General features: G+C 72.1%; 13 protein-coding genes and 1 pseudogene. 7 read left to right on the top strand and 7 right to left on the bottom strand.

From position 1 onward, the window contains the following. Window positions 1-989 precede the first annotated feature (989 nt). The gene (locus OKX07_RS17555; protein ID WP_265629275.1) at window positions 990-2,189 is read right to left on the bottom strand and encodes a hypothetical protein; all 1,200 of its coding nucleotides are present in this window, start codon (window positions 2,187-2,189) and stop codon (window positions 990-992) included. A gap of 449 nt (window positions 2,190-2,638) precedes the next feature. Between OKX07_RS17555 and OKX07_RS17550 the strand changes: the two genes are divergently transcribed. Beyond that, window positions 2,639-3,016, top strand: a complete 378-nt coding sequence (locus OKX07_RS17550) for a hypothetical protein (protein WP_265629274.1) — start codon at window positions 2,639-2,641, stop codon at window positions 3,014-3,016. After that, entirely contained in the window at window positions 2,982-5,990 is a 3,009-nt protein-coding gene (locus OKX07_RS17545) for a tetratricopeptide repeat protein (protein ID WP_265629273.1), read from the top strand. Before OKX07_RS17550 ends, OKX07_RS17545 begins: the two co-directional genes overlap by 35 nt. Window positions 5,991-6,185: 195 nt before the next feature. On the opposite strand, the gene OKX07_RS17540 is transcribed toward OKX07_RS17545, so the two are convergent. The 6 genes and pseudogenes from OKX07_RS17540 to OKX07_RS17515 all read right to left on the bottom strand — a co-directional run bounded on the left by OKX07_RS17540 (window position 6,186) and on the right by OKX07_RS17515 (window position 12,323). Then, complete coding sequence (locus OKX07_RS17540) at window positions 6,186-6,722, bottom strand: nuclease-related domain-containing protein (RefSeq protein WP_265631953.1); 537 nt, start codon at window positions 6,720-6,722, stop codon at window positions 6,186-6,188. 393 nt (window positions 6,723-7,115) lie between these two features. After that, a pseudogene (locus OKX07_RS17535) lies at window positions 7,116-7,535 on the bottom strand (recombinase family protein); the annotation flags it as partial. Between the two features lie 101 nt (window positions 7,536-7,636). Next, window positions 7,637-7,762, bottom strand: coding sequence for a hypothetical protein (locus tag OKX07_RS17530; protein ID WP_265629272.1), 126 nt, complete (start codon window positions 7,760-7,762; stop codon window positions 7,637-7,639). 181 nt (window positions 7,763-7,943) lie between these two features. Beyond that, window positions 7,944-8,774: an anti-sigma factor domain-containing protein gene (locus tag OKX07_RS17525; protein ID WP_265629271.1), complete on the bottom strand. Its 831-nt coding sequence runs from the start codon at window positions 8,772-8,774 to the stop codon at window positions 7,944-7,946. Further along, complete coding sequence (gene sigK, locus OKX07_RS17520; protein WP_265629270.1) at window positions 8,771-9,373, bottom strand: ECF RNA polymerase sigma factor SigK; 603 nt, start codon at window positions 9,371-9,373, stop codon at window positions 8,771-8,773. The genes OKX07_RS17525 and sigK overlap by 4 nt, the downstream gene beginning before the upstream one ends. A gap of 166 nt (window positions 9,374-9,539) precedes the next feature. Continuing rightward, a complete protein-coding gene (locus tag OKX07_RS17515; RefSeq protein ID WP_265629269.1) occupies window positions 9,540-12,323 on the bottom strand; it encodes a beta-L-arabinofuranosidase domain-containing protein in 2,784 nt (927 codons plus the stop codon). Window positions 12,324-12,521: 198 nt separating this feature from the next. On the opposite strand from OKX07_RS17515, the gene OKX07_RS17510 reads away from it, so the two are divergent. The 5 genes from OKX07_RS17510 (at window position 12,522) to OKX07_RS17490 (ending at window position 16,494) form a co-directional block, all read left to right on the top strand. Beyond that, window positions 12,522-12,950 (top strand): GntR family transcriptional regulator, encoded by a 429-nt coding sequence (locus tag OKX07_RS17510; RefSeq protein ID WP_265629268.1) that lies wholly within the window; start codon window positions 12,522-12,524, stop codon window positions 12,948-12,950. Further along, on the top strand, window positions 12,947-13,876 hold the full coding sequence (locus OKX07_RS17505) for an ABC transporter ATP-binding protein (RefSeq protein ID WP_265629267.1): 930 nt from the start codon (window positions 12,947-12,949) through the stop codon (window positions 13,874-13,876). Before OKX07_RS17510 ends, OKX07_RS17505 begins: the two co-directional genes overlap by 4 nt. Then, entirely contained in the window at window positions 13,873-14,616 is a 744-nt protein-coding gene (locus tag OKX07_RS17500; protein WP_265629266.1) for a hypothetical protein, read from the top strand. The genes OKX07_RS17505 and OKX07_RS17500 overlap by 4 nt, the downstream gene beginning before the upstream one ends. A gap of 52 nt (window positions 14,617-14,668) precedes the next feature. Then, the gene (locus OKX07_RS17495) at window positions 14,669-15,436 is read left to right on the top strand and encodes a hypothetical protein (RefSeq protein ID WP_265629265.1); all 768 of its coding nucleotides are present in this window, start codon (window positions 14,669-14,671) and stop codon (window positions 15,434-15,436) included. Window positions 15,437-15,534: 98 nt separating this feature from the next. Next, complete coding sequence (locus OKX07_RS17490; RefSeq protein ID WP_265629264.1) at window positions 15,535-16,494, top strand: ABC transporter ATP-binding protein; 960 nt, start codon at window positions 15,535-15,537, stop codon at window positions 16,492-16,494. Window position 16,495: the final 1 nt, after the last annotated feature.

The raw sequence follows: 16,495 nt of genomic DNA, 5'->3' as shown, positions 1-16,495 counted from the left end.
GCGACGCCCCGCCATCGGGGCTTGCGCATCGATGTCAGGGCGTCGGGTTCCGTTGGAGAGCGGAAACTCGAGGCTAGCAGGAGTCGTCAGGGCCCTCTAGGGCACCCCTCCTCATGGACGTTGGTGTCGACGCCCACGAGAGGAGGGAGCCGGCATGAGTACTCGCCGCAGCACGCGGACGGTCCAGCGCGGACCGATCCGCATCAAGATCACGACGACGACCACGACCACGACCCGCCGCGGCTGACGCGGTCAGGCGCCGAGCTGCATGCTCGGCGCCTTGGTGTGGTTCGTTCCCAGCCTGTCTAGAGCTCGCTGGGACGCTTCGGTCTCGAAACCCACGGCAGGAGGTGATCGACATGGGCAAGCCGTCGAAGTCAGCGCTGTCCAAGGCTGGCAGCAAGCTCGCATCCAACGGTTCGAGCAAGTCCGCCAAGAGCAAGGCCGGCTCCACCCTCGGCAAGGGCTGATGAGCCCTCCGACGCCATGCCCCCCGCACGTACAGGTGCGGGGGGCATGGCCGTAGGCGCAGCAGTGGCGCGCCCGGCGGGGACGGCATCTCGACCTGCGGAAGTGGTCAAATGACGTGGAGCGGGCCCGCAGTCGTCGCGATGTCACGGAGTGCTCGAGCCGCTCGGAGCTGTGCGCCGCGGCTGCCAAGGTTGCGGTGGTCGGTGCTGGCGTGGTCAGGCGGGTACGCCTCCCCACAGCCGCAGCCGCAGGGGTGACCCCCGTCGTCGTAGCACGGCAGTCCGTTCGCGTCCGCGTCTCCGACCAGCACCGGCCACGTCCCAGCGAGGTCGGACGTGCCTTCCCAGCGAGCGGCGGCCTCTTCCGGGGGCACTGCTGCCCGGAGAGTGGACATCATGCCGTCGTGGGATGAGGGCATGAAGGCCGTCTTGGACAGGACGCCTGAGGCGTCGAACAGAACCCTCGGCACGTTGCGCCGCAGCACTTCGTCGGTGTTGCTGATGACAGGGCCGGTGGGGTTAGGCATCGATGACCCCCTGCTCGAGGAAGCGCACGAGCGCTTCTGCGTTGAACGCTGCTACGAGCTCGTCCGGCTGATCGGCGGCGGGGTCGTCCACGCAGAGGAACATCGCTGTGCCGTCCTCCTCGATGGCTGCGGTCAAGTGGCTTCCAGCGACCTCGCTCTCGATGACGACAGAGCCGTCGGGCTGAGGAACGATCAGCGGAGGAGTGCTGAGACGTGCCAGTCCCGGGAGGACGCCTCGTGTCGCCTCGGCGACGCCGGGCACGACGGCGCGACTGCTCGGGCCCCACCAGCCATCGGTGAGAGCCGTCAGCTCGTCGAGTCGCGTCATGAGTGCTTTTTCCTCGGTCGTGCGGACTACCTCAACGTCTGTCACTTGGTGAAGGACCTTGACGCGCCCAGAGCCGACGGCGACAGCCCAGCCCTGTACGCGCACATCGGGGGCGGTGACGCCGTCCTCCGCGAGAACGTCAATGACCGCCCTTGCCAGAGTGGTGTCCCCGGCGACGAGTTGACAACGGGTCAGGCCGGGCCTGCCGATGACGCGGAGATGGAACGACTGCTCTCCACTGTCGAACTCCGTGACGACACCCTCCAGCACGGTGGGCTCGGGCTCGGGATCGGCCCTGAACGCCATGTCGATGAGCGCCAGCGTCTCACGCACCTCTGACGTGACCTCGATCGGCGATGGAGCTGGGGCTGCCTCGGCATCGGGTCGCGGGACGCCGATGTGGATGCTCTCGTTCTCGCCGAGCGACTTCCCGATTCGCGCGAGGCGTCCAACCTCTCTACTGGGGAAGGTCGCCGGCACGGTGAAGTCGTCGCGAGCCGTCTCCAGCGCCTTCACCAACATCGCCGGTGCGCGGTGCATCGCGGGAAGCATGTCGTCCCCGTCATCCATGGGGTCGAAGCCCGCCGGGACGTGGAGGACCAGCTGCGGGACGGCGCTGCCTTCACCGATCGAGACGAGCCGTAGGTCGAACAGATCATCGAAGGCCGGCGGCACACGCTGGCGGCCCGGATGCTCGTCGAGCCAAGTCTGACGGGCCAGTTGGAAGAGAAGTTCCGCCAGTGACTTCAACTCGACCGCGGCGTCAGCCGGCATGCCCTCCGCCTCGAACCGCTCACCCGTGAGCCGCACGTAGACGTAACCTCTTTCGTCGGCAGGCCGGGCATCGACTCCCTCGGCGGCCATGCCCGTAACGTAGCAGCGCGCAAGTCGGGAGTGCAGCGAGGCGCTGTGGGTGAAGACCGACCCCACGAGCCCTCAACCGTCGAGGCCACGGCAGCGCGAAGCGCTCGCCCGGACGATCACCGACGCGTGCGGTCGAGCGTCGCACCACCAGTGCGCGGCACGAGACGTGCACTCAAACGGCCGCTATCTAGGCCACCTTCCGTCGGGAGGTGCGCTACTGGTGCGCCGTCGTTCGGAAGGTTTCTGCCGCCGCTGCGCGGGGCCACGGGTTTCGGTCGCCCACGGCCTCCTACTTCTGCGCGCCCCCGATCGTACGGGCGACCTGGAGAGCTACACGGCTCACCGGGTCCGTCAAGGTCGACACGAGGTGGGGGCTTGTGTGTACGTGGGTCGTCGCGATGTGCTCTGCATAAGAGTCGATGAGGCTGGCTCGTCGAGGAGGAGTGGGGGTGGTCGCGGTGGAGTTGGTGGTTGCGGCGCTGGTGGCGGGTCTAGCGAGTGGGGCTGGGGATGTGGCGACGTCGGCGTTGAGGGATGCGTACGCCGGGCTGCGGCAGTTGATAGTGCGGCGGTTCGGGGGTGACGAGAAGGCGCAGGAGACCTTACGGAGGTTCGAGGACGACCCCGCCACGTACCAGGAGCCGCTGGCCGAGGAGCTGGGCGCGACCGGCGCGACGACGGACGAGGAGGTTCTCGCGGCCGCGCGGAAGGTGCTCGATCAGGCGCAGGCCGCTGGGGTTGCCACGAAGTACAGCGTGCGGGTCTCGGACGGCGGCAAGGTCGGCATCGTCGGTGACGACGCTCACGTCGGCACTCAGAACTTCTAGAAGTGGCGTCCTCGCAGCTGAACGGAGCCTAGCAATGCCAGTAAGAGATGGGACCGACGCACAGGGCGGGAAGTACGTCGACGTCGGTGCTGGGGCGAGAGTAGGCGTCATCGGTGACAACACCCACGTCGAGCACCAGAACATCGAGCATCTCCACCAGGTGATGCCCCGTCGGGCGGTGAACTGGCCGGTGGTCGTGGGGCGTGCGCCAGGGCTGGCCTCGGCGTACCAGGAGCGCACCGCGGTCCTGGACGTGCTGGACGCGGCCGCCGGGACGGTGGTGCTGCGGCAGGTGGTCGCCGGCGGTGGTGGGGTGGGCAAGACACAGATCGCTGCGGGTCAGTTTCACCACTGCGACGCCGACCTGCGTGTGTGGGTACTGGCCGGCACCCGGGCGGCGGTGCTGGACGCATACGCGGAGGCGGCCGTGCGCCTGGATCTGGCCGACCGTGAGGAAGCGGCCGAGGCGCGCGCGGAAGCGTTTCTAGGGTTCCTGGCAGGAGCTGACCGGTCGTGGCTGGTGGTGCTGGACGACTTGCAGGATCCCGCTGATCTCACCGGGCTGTGGCCTGAGGGGCAAGGGCGGGTCCTGGTCACGACCCGGCGGCGTGACGCTTCGCTGTCTGGTGGGGGTCGCACGGTCGTTCCGGTCGGGGTCTACTCCGACCAGGAGGCCCGAACCTACCTGACCGAGCGCTTGGGTCCGTCGTATGATGACCTGCCGCCGGACGCGCTCGTGGAGGTCAACGAGCTGGCCGCGGACCTGGGGAACTTGCCGCTGGCCCTGGCACAGGCCGCGGCGGTGATGATCAACGACGCGATCAGTACCGCGGCCTACCGCCGGCGGCTCGCCGACCGGCTACGAGGGCTCGACGAGGTGTTCCCGCAGGACGCCGACGCGGACGGGTACGCCAGGACGGTGGCGAGCACCTGGCGCCTGGCGATGGACGCCGCCGACCAGATCAGACCCGCCGGGCTGGCGGCACCGATGGGGTGCCTGGTCGCTGGCCTGAACCCGTCCGGTATCCCGGAAGGAGTGCTCACCGGGCGGGCCGCCTGTGAGCTCCTGGCGGCCAGCACCGGGCGCGAGGAGGTGTCCGCCGAGGACGCACGGGCAGCGTTGCGTGCGCTGCACCGGCTGTCCCTGCTCGACCACCGACCAGCACCGTCGGACCCGATGGCGGTGCGCATGCACAACCTGACCGGCCGCGCGATCCTCGCCGACCTCCCCGCACCGACAACCATCGCCGCGGTGACCCGCACGGCCGCCGATGGGCTGCTCGAAGCGTGGCCGGCGATCGAGAAGGACACCGCGATGGCGGAGTCACTGCGAGCAAACTCCCGCACCCTGCTCGCGCTCAGCCCGGACGCACTGCTCACCGCGACCGACGGCGCACACCTCGCCCTGTTCCGTTGTGGACTTTCCATGGGCGACGTTGGGCTCGTCCACGCAGCGATCGCCTACTGGACATCACTCGCCCGCCTTGTCGAGGCACGCCTTGGCTCGGACCACCCCGACACCCTGAGCTCGTGCAACAACCTGGCCGGCGCGTACGAGTCGGGTGGGGATCTGGCGCGGGCGGTGCCGCTGTACGAGCAGAGCTTGGCCGACCGGCAGCGGGTGCTCGGCCCGGACCACCCCGACACCCTGACGTCGCGCAACAACCTGGCCCACGCGTACGAGTCGGGTGGGGATCTGGCGCGGGCGGTGCCGCTGTACGAGCAGAACCTGGCCGACATGGAGCGGGTGCTCGGCCCGGACCATCCCGACACTCTGATGTTGTGCAACAACCTGGCCTGCGCGTACGCGTCGGGTGGGGATCTGGCGCGGGCGGTGTCGCTGTACGAGCAGAACCTGGCCGACATGGAGCGGGTGCTCGGCCCGGACGACCTCGACACCCTGAGGTCGCGCAACAACCTGGCCGGCGCGTACGAACTGGGTGGGGATCTGGCGCGGGCGGTGCGTCTGTTCGAGCAGAACCTGGCCGACCGGCGGCGGGTGCTCGGCCCGGACCACCCCGACACCCTGATGTCGTGCAACAACCTGGCCGGGGCGTACGAGTCGGGTGGGGATCTGGCGCGGGCGGTGCGCCTGTTCGAGCAGAACCTGGCCGACATGGAGCGGGTGCTCGGCCCGGACCACCCCGACACCCTGATCTCGCGCAACAAGCTGGGCGGCGCGTACGAGTCGGGTGGGGATCTGGCGCGGGCGGTGCGCCTGTTCGAGCAGAACCTGGCCGACCGGCAGCGGGTGCTCGGCCCGGACCACCCCGACACCCTGATCTCGCGCAACAACCTGGCCCACGCGTACGAGTCGGGTGGGGATCTGGCGCGGGCGGTGCCGCTGTACGAGCAGAACCTGGCCGACATGGAGCGGGTGCTCGGCCCGGACCATCCCGACACCCTGATGTCGTGCAACAACCTGGCCGGGGCGTACACGTCGGGTGGGGATCTGGCGCGGGCGGTGCGCCTGTCCAAGCAGAACCTGGCCGACGTGGAGCGGGTGCTCGGCCCGGACCACCCCCACACCCTGCACGCGCGCAACAACTTGGCCTACGCGTACAGGGCGGGTGGGAATCTGGTGCGGGCGGTGCGTCTGTTCGAGCAGAACCTGGCCGACCGGCAGCGGGTGCTCGGCCCGGACCACCCCGACACTCTGACGTCGCGCAACAACCTGGCCGGCGCGTACGCGTCGGGTGGGGATCTGGCGCGGGCGGTGCCGCTGTACAAGCAGAACCTGGCCGACATGGAGCGGGTGCTCGGGCCGGACCACCCCGACACCCTGATCTCGCGCAACAACCTGGCCGGCGCGTACGCGTCGGGTGGGGATCTGGCGCGGGCGGTGCCGCTGTACAAGCAGAACCTGGCCGACATGGAGCGGGTGCTCGGCCCGGACCACCCCCACACCCTGAGCGCGCGCAGCAACCTGGCCTACGCTCAGAGGCAAAGGCCAAAGCCCGAGCTGAATGGCTGACTGGCGCTCGCCAGATCGAAGGTTCCCGGCGAACTCGAGTGCAACTTGTCGGATGTCGACAACGCCGAACGCTCGGCCGGTTCCGCCGGTAAACGGCCGTCTGCGGCCACATGGATCTGGCCACGCGACACGCCCGGGCCGATGGGGCCGGAACCCGTGGCCGGTTGCTGCGCGCGGCGTGGCCGCTGCGCTCGTCTACCTACCGCCTCGGGTCGGGGACCAGGTCGTCGAGCGGCGAGCGACGTCGTGCACTGCGGCGGCCGTCTCGGGTGCCAGGTGCTCGGGCTGGTAGCCGAGCCAGCGGCGCAGCTGGCGTCGCCCGATGACGGCAACGTCGGCCGGGTGCTCCTTGATGGTCAGCGACGAGGCGACCACGACGACGACGCCCTGGACGTCGACGGGGAAGCCGGCAGCAGTGGTCAGGAGCCGCGAGGCCCGGTCGGCCTCGTGGCGGGCGTTGCGTAGGTAGGGCACGCGGGTGCCGTTGACCATGACGGTCCGTGCACCGACCCAGATGCGTCCGACGGGGTGGTGCTTGGTGTTCAGGGTGAAGACCCCGGCGGGGCCGATGACGACGTGGTCGATGTCGGAGCCGTCGACGCCCACGGGTATGGCGTGAAGGCACGTCCAGCGCGGGTCGCTGGCTACAAGTCGGGCGAGCTCCTGGCCGACGATCTGCTCACCGCGGGCGCCGACGCGCCAGCTTCGGTCCTCGGGCGGAGGTCCGAATATCGTGCCCAGAAGCCTCGCTTGGGTGCGGCCGCTCGCACGGCGTCCGCCTGCGCGAGTGCCATCTGGCCAGGAGCCCGGCCCGTCAGGTCGGACCAGCCGGGTGCGACGGCGTTGTGCTGCTCATTCTGGTCACCACGCAGGGTCGCTGGCACGCGCTCGGCGCGCCAGCGGGCCGCCGCAGCCCGCACGGCAGCGAGATGGTCCGGGGGCGTCGGCATGGTCGGTGCCGTCGAGGAGGTCGTGCCAGCCCAGACGCTGACCATCAGCCTGGTTGACGTACAACCGGTCCTTGCCGTGGTGCGCCAGCGCACCACCTGCAGCTGTTCCATGCCCACTCATCGGCTCGAGCCGGTGTGAAGTGGACCTCCAGCGGATGTGTCGTCGGGGTCGCAGTCAGCCGGCCGTGGACGCCGACCGCAGGTAGTTGTAGAGCGTCTCGCGGCTGATGCCGAACTCCTTGGCGAGCGCGGACTTCTGCTCGCCGGCGGCGGCGGTCTCGCAACTGCTGCGCGCGCTCGGGGGTGAGGGCAGGTCGACGCCCGGTGTACATACCGCGCTGCTTGGCCGCGGCGATGCCCTCGCGCTGGCGCTCGAGGATCAGGGCATGCTCGAACTCGGCGAACGCGCCCATGACCGGCAGCAGCAGGTTGGGCAGGGGGGAGTCCTCGCCGGTGAACGTCAGGTGCTCCTTGACGAACTCGACCCGCACGCCCTTGGCGGTCGGTTCCGCACCAGATGACGCAGGTCGTCGAGATAGCGGGCGAGACGGTCCATCGAGTGGACGACGACCGTGTCGCCGTCGCGCACGAACGCGTGAGGTCGGAGAGCTGGGGGCGGGTGGTGTACCTCAACCTGACGATGCCGTCGTACTGAAGCTCAGCCTGGCAAACTATCGGGGTGCCGTGCCACTTCGCCTAGTGCTCAAGCTGGCAGCGGAACTCGCCGAACCCGCCGTCGAGGAGGGCCTTGTTCAGTCCGCTCTCGGCGGCGGCGCCGTTCAGGAGGTACGCCCCCTCGCGGTTCGGGTCGGGCAGCGCCATGCATCGGGATGGACGGGCGGTCGTGGTGCTGGTGCAGCGTGACGAGGGCTGGGGGCAAGTTGCTCGCCGGCGGGCCGGTGAGCGGCCGCGCCGGGCACCCCGGCGGGCAGCGCGAGGTCGGCGGTGCGGTCGACGACCCGGCGGAACGCCCGGACCAGGTGCCCGTACCCTCGGTCGGGCCTCAGACCTCGGCGGCGAGCACGACCAGCACGTCGGTCGTCGGCTCCTGCGACCCGCCGCTCGGCTCGACGGTGACCGCGAGCGCGTCACCGGGCGCGAAGGCGTCGGTCACGGCGCGGACCTCGCCCGACGCGTCGGGCATCACGACGTCGGGCACCGCGACGCCGTCCCGGATGACCCAGAGCTGGTACTCCCGGCCGGCGCCGGGGTCGTCGAGGCCCGTCGCGGTGAAGACCGCCCGGTCCGTCCCGAGGACACCCACGGCCGTGCCGCCGCCCTCCACCTCGCCGCGCACCACCTCGGTGCCCGGCTCGGCGAGCAGCGCCGCGAGGACCTGTGCCTGCTCCCGCGCACGGTCCGCCTCCTGCGCCTGCTGCCAGGCGACGCCGGCCGGCACGGCGGCGGCGCCGACCGCGATCGCGGCCACGGCGAGCCAGTGGGGCCGCGGTGCACGGCGACGCGTGGCCAGGTCGGTCACCCGCCGGGGATCCCCGGAGACGACACCTGCGGTGTCGGGCACTGCGGCGGTGGCCCGCTCGTCGTCGATCCGCACCGCACGCCCGTCGCCGTGCGCCGCACGATCCTGCGGCTCGCGCCGGATCGCCTCGAGCACCGCACCCCGGACGTCGGCGGGCGGGGCTGTCTGCACGGCGGAGCCCAGCAGCGCCGCGGTCGCCCGCAGCTCGGCGAGCTCCCGCGCCGCGTCCGGGTCGCTCGCCACGAGCCGCTCGACCGCGCGGCGCTCGACGTCGTCGACCGCGTCGAGCGCGTACGCCCCGAGCAGGTCCCGCACGTCCGGCTGCCCGGCGTCGCGGTCGTCGTGCGCGCTCATGCCGCCACCCCCAGGCAGTCGCGCAGGCGCAGCAGCCCGTCGCGGATCCGGGTCTTGACCGTCGGGAGGGGAGCCGCGAGCTGCTCGGCGACCTCGCGGTAGGTCCGACCGCCGTAGTAGGCGAGGACGACCGCCTCGTGCTGCGTGGGCGTCAGCCCCTCGAGGCAGCGCCGGACCCGGGCCCGCTCCATGCTGTCCTCGACCTCCTCGGAGACGACGTCGAACGGGCGCTCCACCTGCTCGTCGAGCACGCGCTGGTCACGCGTCCGCTGCGCCTGCACGGCGCGCACCCGGTCGACCGCCCGCCGGTGCGCGAGCGTGAGCGCCCACGTGCGGGCGGAGCCGCGGTCCGGCTCGAAGCGCGCGGCGGTGCGCCACACCTCGACCATGACCTCCTGCAGCACCTCGGCGGCGTGGTCGCGGTCGCGCAGGACTGCGAAGCAGGTGCCGAACACCCGCGACGAGAGCGCGTCGTACACCTGCGCGAAGGCCGTCTCGTCGCCGGTCCCGACGCGCACGAGGAGGGCCTCGAGCGTCGCGGGCTCGTCGACCCCCGCCGCGCCGGCGAGGCGGGGCGGTCCCCCGGGCGTCGTGGTCACGAGCGCCAGTGTGCCCCACGTGACCGCGGGCCGGGCGCGGCGGGACCGGAGAGCAGGCGCTGGGGTGGGGTGCATGGGTGCTCGCAGTGTCGGTCGTCCCGGCTCGGCGGCTCGTCGGCGCGGTGGTCGGGTGTGGTTCGGAGCGCACACCCGAACGGATGGGCCGTCAGACGAACCGCCACAGGTGGTCAGCGGTGCCGCTGTCGTCCCACACCAGCACCTGGGCGCCCTGGGTCGTGGACATCGCGTCGACGCCGAGCACGCGGCCCGTCGCGCTCTGCAGCCGGAAGTACCCGCCGGACCCGTACCGGAGCCGCCACCGCTGGGTGGTCGCGCCGGTGTCGGTGGTCGAGATCGCGCGCCCGCCGTTGCCGGTGCCGTCGACGGCGAGGAGCTTGCCGGTGTGCTGGTTGCGCACCCGCAGCAGGCCGTCGCTGCCGAGCGTCGCCGTCCACAGGTGGTCCGCCGTGCCGGTGTCGGCCCACTGCAGCACGCGCGCGCCGTCGGCGGACGACATGTCCGTGACGCCCAGCATCAGGCCGCTGTTGCGGTTCTGGATGCGCCGCGCCCCCGTGGGCACGACGCGCCAGCGGTTGTCGGTGCTCCCGTCGTCACCCGACATGACGGCCTGCGCGCCCTGCGCCGTCCCGTTGCCCTGCATGCCGAGCACCCGGGACGTGTGCACGTTGCGGACGCGGTGGGTGCCGTCGCCCGCGTCGACCAGCCCCCAGCGGTGGTCGGCCGTGCCCGTGTCGCCCCACTGCAGGACGCGCGCGCCGTCGGCGGTCGACATGTTCTCGACGCCCAGCACCTTGCCGCTGTGGACGTTGCGCAGCTTGAGGGAGTCGCCGTCGGGCACGAGCACCCAGTCGTGGTCGGCGGACCCGTTGTCGCCCCACTGCAGCGCCAGTCCGCCGTCGGTCGTCGCCATGCCGGCGATGCCGAGGACGAGGCCGCTGGCCACGTTGACCAGGCGGTAGGGCCCCGACGTCCCCGTCGGCGTGCCCCCGCCCTGCCCGTCGGTGCGCCAGTACACGGTGTAGTTGTGCCCGTGCGCGTCGTAGAACGGGCCGAGGTTCACGGCCTGCCCATCGGCCCGTGCCGTGAACGCGAGGGACCCCGCGCCGGCGCGCGTGACGGACGCGACGTCGAGGGCCGGGGGCCCGGACAGCGCGCGGTCGCCGTAGTTGCCGGACAGCACCGTGGGACCGAAGAAGACCGCGCCCACGCCCGGGTCGTCGTTGGTCGGCTCGACCCGCACGGTCATCGGCAGCCGGACCGAGAGCGCGTCGCCCGCCGCCCAGGTGCGGGTGACCGACGCGTACGACCCCGGAGCGGCCGCGACGTCCAGCGCCGCTCCGTTCAGGGTCAGCGAGGCGCCCGTGGCCCAGGCCGGGATGCGCACCCGGACCGTCCAGGACCCCGACGGGCTCCCGCCGATCGTCAGGGTCGTGGTGTCCCCGACGGGGTACGTCGTGGCCTGGGTGACCGTCACGTTCCGGGCGGTCCACGTCAGGGTGGACGGCATGAACAGGTTGACCGTGAGCGTGGTGCCCTCGGAGAAGTAGATCGAGTCCATGAGCTTGGTGTTGGTCTCGATCCCGGTGCCCTGGCAGCACCAGAACGTCGTGTAGGGCGTGGAGAACGTGCCGCCGCCCCAGGCCGGGCCCGAGGTGGGTGTGCCGCGCCGGCCGCCGGGACGCAGCGGCGTGAAGTAGGAGAAGCCGCCCATCGGGTCGGACGGGTTCTGCGCGCCGAGCAGGTGGTTGAGCAGCGCCCGCTCGTAGTAGTCGAAGTAGCGCGCGTCGTCGGGGTCGAGCGTCCACAGCTCGCGCGTGAGCTTGAGCATGTTGTAGGTGTTGCACTGCTCAGCCGTGTCGTGGTCGAGGTACGTCGAGATCGCGTTGGGGGGACGGAAGTGCTCGGCCTCGCTGTTGCCGCCGATCGCGTAGGTGTGCGCCCCGACGGTGATCGCCCAGGCGTTGCCGGCGATGTCCCGGTAGCGCGTCGTGCCGGTGGACTTGTACTCGCGCGCCGCACCCACCCACTTGGGCACCTGCGTGTTGGCGTGCGACCCGTTCAGCTGGTCGCGGTTCGCGGCGAGGGGGTCGAACACCGAGGCGTGGTCGAAGCGCTGTGCCACGGTGAGCCAGCGCCGGTCGTCCGTCATGAGGTAGAGGTCGGCGAACACCGCGTTCATGCCGCCGAACTCCACCCGCAGGGCGACCTGCATCTGCGACTGCGACAGCCGGCCGGTGCGGGCGTCCACCCAGCCCGCGAACCGCAGCAGGACGTCGCGCGCCTGCGTGCTGCCCAGCAGCCGCCAGACGTCCAGCAGGCCGGCGAGCGTCTTGTGGATCGCGTAGTACGAGACGTTCCCGCTCCCGGTCTCCACGGCGTTGAAGTCGGACTCCGGGAAGCCGGAGAGGTAGCCGGTGGTGAACCCGGCGGCGCCGTTGTTGGCCTGGCACTTGGCCAGCTCCGCCACCATCGTCGTGGCCTTGTCGCGGCACGTCGTGTCGCCCAGCACCGCCCACGCCTGCGCCCACGCGGTGAGGAAGTGGCCCTGGCTGTGGCTGCGGAACGGGAAGTTCGGGGCCTCCCAGCCGCCGAGCGCCTGGGCGCCCTGCGTCGACAGCCGGTGGTTGGCGCGGAAGTTGTACAGCAGGCGGTTGACGTCGACGCTGCGCAGGTAGGCGAGCGTGCGGTCCTGGTTCTGGGTCCAGCGGCTGGTGGTCAGGCGCACCTGGCCGAGCTCGAAGGGGCGGGCCCGGGTACCGATCTCGGCGCGGGCCAGGGCCAGCTCGGCGGCCAGGGCCCGGGGGAGCGGGCCCAGGTGGGGGCCGGCCGCGGCGGCCACGCCCGCGACGCCGGCCATCTGCAGGAGGAGTCGGCGGGAGACCGCCGTCCCGGGGCGTGGTGCGGGGGGTCGTCCGGGCTGCTGGGACATCGTCGAACCTCTCCGTCGAGGTGATGTGAACGATCACAACGGTGCGCGGGCGACGCTAGGCGGTCAGGTCACCCGCGTAAACGCCGGGCGGAACGTCGAAACGCTTCACACGTCCCCGTCGCCGCGGGTCTTGCCACCGTCGCGGTTCTATGGTTCATTAGTCGAGTAACGAACCACCGAACCAGCAGGGAGGGTGCCATGTTCGACGGACGTGACCCCGTCTACCTGCAGATCGCCGACCAGATCCGCCAGGACGTCCTCTCCGGCGCGCTGACGGCCGAGGAGCAGGTCATGTCGACCACGCAGTACGCGACCACGTTCCGGATCAACCCCGCCACCGCCGCCAAGGCCTTCGCGCAGCTGGTCGACGAGGACGTGCTCTACAAGCGTCGCGGCGTCGGCATGTTCGTCGCGCCGGGTGCCCGCGAGCGCCTGCTCGCCGACGCCCGCGAGTCCTTCTTCGCCGACACCGTGGACCCCGTCGCCGATGCGGCCGGCGTGCTCGGCATCGACGTCGAGGACGTCGTGGCCCGCCTGCGGGCCCGCGCGGCGTCGCGGCCGACGTCCCCCGGCACGTCCCCCGCCCCCGCACCGGCCCCCACACCACCTCAGGGAGATGCACGATGACCGCGACGACCACCGGCTGGGGCGTCGAGCTGCAGGGCGTCACGCAGCGCTACGGCGACGTCGTCGCGCTCGACGACGTGACCCTGACCGTCCGCCCCGGCACCATCACCGGCCTGCTCGGCCGCAACGGCTCCGGCAAGTCCACCCTCGCGTCCCTGCTCGCCGCGTTCCGACGGCCCACCGCCGGTCGCGTGCTCGTCGACGGCGAGGACCCGTGGGAGAACGAGCGCGTGGTGCCTGGCGTGTGCTTCGTGCGGGAGTCCGGCGACGTGCTCGACGACTACCCGCTGAGGGACAACCTCGCGTACGTCTCCGGTGCGCGCCCGGCGTTCTCGCACGAGCTCGCGGGTGAGCTCATGGACCTGTTCGAGCTCGAGCCGAAGCGCAAGCCGTCGAAGCTCTCCCGGGGCAAGAAGTCCGCGTTCGGCATCGTCCTCGGGCTGGCGTCCCGCGCCCCGCTGACGATCCTCGACGAGGTCCACCTCGGCCTCGACGCGCCCAGCCGGTACGCGTTCTACGACGCGCTGCTGGCCGACTACGCAGCGCACCCCCGCACCCTGATCCTGTCCAGCCACCTCATCGGCGAGATCGAGCGGCTGCTCGAGGACGTCGTCGTGCTGGACCGCGGCCGGGTGCTCGTCGTGCAGGACGCCGAGACGCTGCGCGCCGAGGGGCTGTCCGTCACCGGGCCCGCGGACGCCGTCGAGCGGTTCGTCGCCGGGCGCGACATCCTGGCGACCCAGCGCCTCGGCGGCACCACCCAGACCACCGTGCGCGGCGCGCTCGCGGAGGGCGAGGCGCGCCGCGCACGGGACGCCGGCCTCGAGCTCGGGCCCGTCCCGCTGCAGGACCTGTTCGTCCACCTCACGGACCCGCAGCGCACCTCCGACGGCACGTCCGCCACGCAGCAGGGGGCGGGACGATGACCACCACCGTCCTGGCGACCCGACCGTCGCCCACGGCCCACACCGTCCGCCGGCTCGCCGCCGCGCTGCTGCAGCTGGCCCGCTGGTTCTGGCTGATCGCGGTCGTCGTGATCGTCCTCGCCAACGTCGTCGGCTGGGCCACGCACGGCAGCACGGACGTCTCGATCGCCGTGTACGCGCGGCAGGCGTGCACCTGGTTCCCGTTCTCGCTGAGCATCATGCTCGTCAACGCGTACCTGCGGGTGCACGTCGCGTCGGGGATGACGCGGCGCACGTTCGTCCGGGCCGCGCTCGTGGTCGAGGTGGTCGCCGGCATCGTGTACGCGGTCCTCCTGACGTCGCTGGTGCTGATCGAGCGTGCCGTGCACGACTCCCTCGGCTGGACGTCCACCATCACCGAGGTCCAGCTCGCCGACGCGTCGGCGCCCGCGTGGGCGCTCCTCGTCGACCTGGCCGTGCCGTTCGTGCTCGCCAACCTGTCCGGCCTGGTCGTCGGGGTCGTGTACCTGCGCGGCGGGGCCTGGTGGGGCACGCTCACGCTGCCTCTGACGGTCGGCCCCCTGCTCGTGCTGCTGTACGCCCCCGGGTTGCGCCTGATGTCCCTGCCGGGCGTCTGGACGACCGTGAGCGACCTGCAGGCCCTGGGGTTCGCGGCGGGGCTCGGTGTCGCGCTGTCCGTCCTGACGGCCCTGGTCTTCGCGTCCGTTGCCGGGCGCGCACCCGTGACCGCGACGTCGTGACCGCGACGTCGTGACCACCCACGCCGGCCGCCCGCAGCAGGAAGGAGGAGAGATGACCGCCGCGCCGCCCCCGGCCCCGTCCCTGGCCCCGCCCCCGGCACAGCGCCGCCGACGCGGCCCCGTCGCGCACACCGTGCACCGGCTCGGCCGGCACGCCCTGCTCTACCTGGTGTGGTTCTGGGCCGTCGTGCTGCCCTTCTTCGTCGTCTTCTCCCTGGTGCTGGCGCGCATCCACGGCGAGCTCGACGCGGCCGTCGTCCTGTACTCCCGGCAGGGGGCGATCTGGTTCCCGTTCGCGTACGCCATCACCGTCGTCGCCGCGTACCAGCGGGTGCACGTCGCGGCCGGCATGACGCGCCGGACGTTCGCCCGCGCGACCCTCGTCGTCGCCGCCGGCACCGGCCTCGCGTACGCCGCCGTGCTGACCGCCCTCGCGGCGCTCGAGCGGGAGCTCCACCACGCCGTGGGCTGGGGCTGGCGCGTGGCCGACGCGGTGCTCGCGGACGAGGGGTCCCCGGCCGGGCTCCTGCTCACCGAGCTCACGCTCACCTTCGTCGTCGCCCAGGTGTCCGGTCTGCTCGTGGGCGTCGTGTACCAGCGCGTCGGCGGGTGGTGGGGCACGCTCGCGCTGCCCCTGACCGTCGGCCCGATCCCGCTGGTGCTCGCCCTGCTCGGCGGCTTCGCCGACGTCCCCGCCGGACGTGACTCGTGGGCGGCCGCCGCACCCTGGCTGCTCGGCTGCGTGCTCGTCATCACCCTCGCGGCGGTCGCCTACGCGGCCGTCACCGCCCGCACCGTGGTGCGCCCCGCCACCCCGTAGCCGCGCACCACGTCCCCACGGAGCCTGCCCCCGGCGCGGCCCGCGGCACCGCACACCCACGCGCCCCGGCGCCGCACCTCACCCACCAGGAGGCCTCCATGAGCACACCACCGGTCGTCCAGGCCGAGCACCTGCGCAAGTCGTACGGCAGCACGCACGCGGTCCGGGACGTGTCCCTGACGGTCGAGCGCGGCGAGATCTACGGCGTCCTGGGGCGCAACGGCGCCGGCAAGACCACGACCGTCGAGATGATCGCCGGGCTGCGGCGTCCCGACGGCGGCACGGTCCGCGTGCTCGGGCTCGACCCGACGACGGACGGCGCCGCGCTGCACGAGCAGGTCGGCCTGCAGCTGCAGGAGTCCGCGCTGCCGGACCGGCTGCGCGTCCGTGAGGCGCTCGACCTGTACGCGTCGTTCTACGCCGACCCCGCCGACCCCGCGGACCTGCTGGACCTGCTGGGTCTGGGCGCCAAGAAGGACACGTCGTTCAAGGACCTGTCCGGCGGGCAGAAGCAGCGCCTGTCGGTGGCCCTCGCGCTGGTGGGCCGCCCGCAGCTCGCCATCCTCGACGAGCTGACCACCGGCCTGGACCCGCACGCGCGGCGCGAGACGTGGGCCGTCGTCGAGGCGATCCGCGACGCCGGTGTGACGATCGTGCTGGTCACGCACCTCATGGAGGAGGCCGAGCGGCTGTGCGACCGGATCGCGCTCATCGCGTCCGGGCGCGTGGCGGCCGTGGGCACGCCCGCCGAGATCGTCGCGCTCGCGCACGGCGAGCAGGTGCTGCACGTCCGCCCGCAGGAGCCCGTCGCGGACGACGTCCTGCTGGGTGCGCTGCGCGGCGTGCCCGACGTGCGCGACGCGACCGTCGAGGACCGCGCCCTGGTGGTGCGCGGCGGCGGCACGGTCGTCCAGGACGTGCTCGTCGCGCTGGACCGCGCCGGGGTGCGCACGCACGACGTCCGTCTGGAGCGCGCGTCCCTGGAGGACGCGTTCGTCTCCCTCACCGGCGACGCCGTCGCCGTCCCGCAGCCCGCCACGGCCACCTCGGAGGTGTGAC

Origin of the sequence: Cellulomonas sp. S1-8 (genome assembly GCF_026184235.1) — a bacterium.
Taxonomy (GTDB): domain Bacteria; phylum Actinomycetota; class Actinomycetes; order Actinomycetales; family Cellulomonadaceae; genus Cellulomonas.
This window is presented reverse-complemented; position numbering and strand designations above follow the sequence as displayed.